This window comes from Bradyrhizobium sp. PRIMUS42 (genome assembly GCF_023006515.1).
Lineage (GTDB): Bacteria > Pseudomonadota > Alphaproteobacteria > Rhizobiales > Xanthobacteraceae > Bradyrhizobium.
On sequence record NZ_JALBGZ010000641.1, the window covers coordinates 1 to 3,618 of the forward strand.

Genomic DNA, 3,618 nt, shown 5'->3' on the forward strand with positions numbered 1-3,618 from the left:
CGCCTTGCGCTCCTTGCGCGGCACGGCCTTCTCGGGGTTGTTGCGGGCTTCGCGCTTCTTGACGCCGGCGGCGTCGAGGAAACGGGCCACGCGGTCCGACGGCTGCGCGCCCTTGGCGAGCCAGGCCTTCACCTTGTCCATGTCGAGCTTGAGGCGAGTCTCGTTGTCCTTCGGCAGCAGCGGGTTGAAATGGCCGAGACGCTCGATGAAGCGGCCATCGCGGGGAAAGCGCGAGTCGGCGACGACGACGTGATAGACGGGGCGCTTCTTGGTGCCTGCGCGGGCGAGGCGGATAACGACGGACATCTAGTTCTCCTTCAAAGTACGTTTGTTCGGTTGATTGGTATTTTCGCGCCGCGCGAGACCGTGCGGTCCCTCGCGACGAATTCCTCATTTCTTCTTGCCGGGAAATCCGCCGAGCCCCGGAAGGGTCGGCTTGCCGCTGAGGCCTGTAAGCCCCGGCAAATTCGGCAGGCCCGAGCGAAGACCGGGCGGCAGATCCTTCGGCAGGCTGGGCAGACCTTGTCCACCGCCGGCCTGCATCTTCTCCTGCATCGCCTTCATCTCTTCCGGCGAAGGAGGCTTCATGCCGCCGCCAAAGCCCATCGCCTGGGCGATGCCGGCGAGCGGGCCGCGCTTGCCCGAGCCCATCGCCTTCATCACGTCGGCCATGTTCCGGTGCATCTTGAGCAGCTTGTTGACCTGCTCGACGCTCTGGCCGGAGCCTGCGGCGATACGCTTCTTGCGGCTGGCCTTGAGCAGGTCGGGATGACGGCGCTCGTCGCGCGTCATGGAATCGATCACCGCGACCTGGCGCTTCAAGATCTTGTCGTCGATGCCGGCAGCGGCGATCTGGTTCTTCATCTTGGAGATGCCGGGCATCATGCCCATCAGGCCGCTGATGCCGCCCATGCTCGCCATCTGCGTGAGCTGCTCGCGCATGTCGTTGAGGTCGAACTGACCCTTGCGCATACGCTCGGCAGTGCGTGCGGCCTTTTCGGCGTCGATGTTGGCGGCGGCACGTTCAACCAGCGAGACCACGTCGCCCATGCCGAGGATGCGGCCGGCGATACGGTCGGGATGGAAATCTTCCAGCGCATCGGTCTTTTCGCCGGTGCCGATCAGCTTGATCGGCTTGCCGGTGACCGCGCGCATCGACAGCGCGGCGCCGCCGCGGCCATCGCCGTCCACACGTGTGAGAACGATACCGGTGAGGCCGACGCGCTGATCGAACGCGCGCGCGAGGTTCACCGCGTCCTGACCGGTGAGGCTGTCGGCGACCAGCAGCACTTCATGCGGATTGGCGGCAGCTTTGATCGCGGCTGCTTCCGCCATCATCTCTTCGTCGAGCGTGGTGCGGCCGGCGGTGTCGAGCAGCACGATGTCGTAGCCGCCGAGCTTGCCGGCTTCCAGCGCGCGCTTCGCAATCTGCGGCGGCTGCTGGCCCGCGACGATCGGCAAAGTCGGAATATCGAGATCGCGGCCGAGCACGGCCAGCTGCTCCATCGCCGCCGGACGGTAGACGTCGAGCGAGGCCATCAGCACCTTGCGCTTGTCGCGCTGGACCAGGCGGCGGGCGAGCTTGGCGGTGGTGGTGGTCTTACCGGAGCCTTGCAGGCCGACCATCATGATCGGCACCGGCGGCACGGAATTGACGTCGATGGTCTGGCTTTCGGCGCCGAGCGTGTTGATCAGCTCGTCATGGACGATCTTGACCACCATCTGGCCGGGGGTCACCGACTTGACGACGGTGGCGCCGATCGCCTGCTCGCGGACGCGCTCGGTGAAGCTGCGCACCACTTCCAGCGCGACGTCGGCCTCCAGCAGCGCGCGGCGTACCTCGCGCATAGCGGCATCGACGTCCTTTTCGGTCAGCGCACCGCGCCCCGTCAGACGATCGAGAATGCCGCCAAGCCGTTCCGACAGATTGTCGAACAATGCGATTGTTCCTTATCCTGCTCGCCAGAATGGCGATCTTCCAAACACCTTTACGCCCGAGGGCGCACAGCGCTGTCGGGCGTTGACCTCCGGCCTCCAGGGCCAGTCGGCGGGTCGAAAAGAAAGCCTTTCCGAGAAAGTGGCGGGGTTAAACGCCGCTCACGCCCAAAAGTCAAGGAAAGTTAGGGTGTCGGGGTGCCTTTGCCAGGGCAAGGCTCTGAAAACAGGGTTGTTTCGGCGCCCGGTTCCTTTTCCTAGGGGACCGCCCATATTAGAGAGAATGACCCGCCTCCGTTACCATCGCTGAAGCCCGCCGTGCCGATCACCCGCCGCCGCCTGTTTGGACTGCTCGCCGGGGCCGGCGCGCTGGTCGGCGTGCCCTCCCTTTGGATGTCCCGCATGAAAACCTACGACGGCCCGGTCTCCGACCATTTCGACGGCTTGACCTTCTTCGATCCCGACGGGGCGCCGCCGAGATCGCTCGGCGAGGTGCTACGTTGGCAATTGGGCGGCCGGGGACAGCGCGCCACATGGCCCGACTGGGCCCCCAGCCCCCACGCCGATACCCCGCCGGCGCGCGTCGACGGCGACAACGTGCGGCTCTCCTTCGTCGGCCACGCCAGCTGGCTGATCCAGACCGGCGGCCTCAATATTCTGGTCGATCCCGTCTGGTCGGAGCGGGTCTCGCCGGTCGCCTGGGCCGGGCCGAAGCGGCACAACGATCCCGGCATCGCCTTCGAGAAGCTGCCCAAGATCGATGTCGTGCTGGTCTCGCACGGCCATTACGACCATCTCGACATCGCGACCTTGTCGCGCCTCGCGAAGAACTTTGGTCCGCGCGTGGTCACCCCGCTCGGCAACGACGTGACGATGCGCAGCTGGGATCCCACGATCAAGGTGGAAGCCTTCGACTGGCACGACCGCGTCGAGTTCGGCGGCGGCATCGCCGTGCATCTGGTTCCGACGCGGCACTGGACGGCGCGCGGCATGTTCGATCGCAACAAGGCGCTGTGGGCGAGCTTTGTGTTGGAGACGCCTGCGGGGAAGATCTACGTCGTCTGCGATTCCGGCTATGGCGACGGCACGCATTTTCGTCGCGTCGCCGAGAAGCACGGCCCGCTGCGCCTGGCGATCCTCCCGATCGGCGCCTACGAGCCGCGCTGGTTCATGCGCGACCAGCACATGAATCCGGAGGATGCGGTGAAGGCGCTGGCTGATTGCGGCGCCGAGGCCGCGCTCGGGCATCATCACGGCACGTTCCAACTGACGGACGAGGCCATCGACGCGCCCGCCAAGGCGCTGGTCGAGGCGCTGGATGCGGCGAAACTTCCGCAGGAGCGGTTCGTGGCGATGAAGCCGGGGCAGGTGGTGGAGATTTAGGTCTCGCACTCTGCACACACCGCTCGTGCCCCGGACGCGGCGCAGCACTCCCGGCGATGCGAAGCATCGTCCGGTGTGATGCGCCGCTGAGCCGGGGCCCACGTCGCTGGATTGTACGGTGCCGCTTCCTGGGTCCCGGCTCTGCGCAGTGTCACTGCGTGCCGCAGCGCGTCCGGGACACGAGACCTATTGCTCTTTGGACTTGATCGCCCAGCTCACATTCACCGTCACCGACAGCGTTTCCTCGCCCGGCGCGACCGCCGCCTGCGGCGCTGCCGCCATCGGCGCCGCCATGCGGCC

General features: G+C 66.3%; 3 protein-coding genes and 1 pseudogene. 1 reads left to right on the forward strand and 3 read right to left on the reverse strand.

The features are described from left to right. Positions 1–306, reverse strand: a 306-nt coding sequence (gene rpsP, locus MOV75_RS30955; RefSeq protein ID WP_247007219.1) for a 30S ribosomal protein S16, incomplete at its 3' end; no start/stop codon positions are given. An 84-nt stretch (positions 307–390) separates the two neighbouring features. After that, on the reverse strand, positions 391–1,938 hold the full coding sequence (ffh, locus tag MOV75_RS30960) for a signal recognition particle protein (RefSeq protein WP_246930279.1): 1,548 nt from the start codon (positions 1,936–1,938) through the stop codon (positions 391–393). Positions 1,939–2,253: 315 nt separating this feature from the next. Here ffh and MOV75_RS30965 point away from each other — a divergent pair, with 315 nt between their 5' ends. Continuing rightward, positions 2,254–3,318, forward strand: a complete 1,065-nt coding sequence (locus MOV75_RS30965; RefSeq protein ID WP_246930280.1) for an MBL fold metallo-hydrolase — start codon at positions 2,254–2,256, stop codon at positions 3,316–3,318. 186 nt (positions 3,319–3,504) lie between these two features. Here the strand turns inward: MOV75_RS30965 and MOV75_RS30970 are convergent. Further along, positions 3,505–3,618 (reverse strand): annotated as a pseudogene (locus MOV75_RS30970) (SIMPL domain-containing protein); the annotation flags it as partial.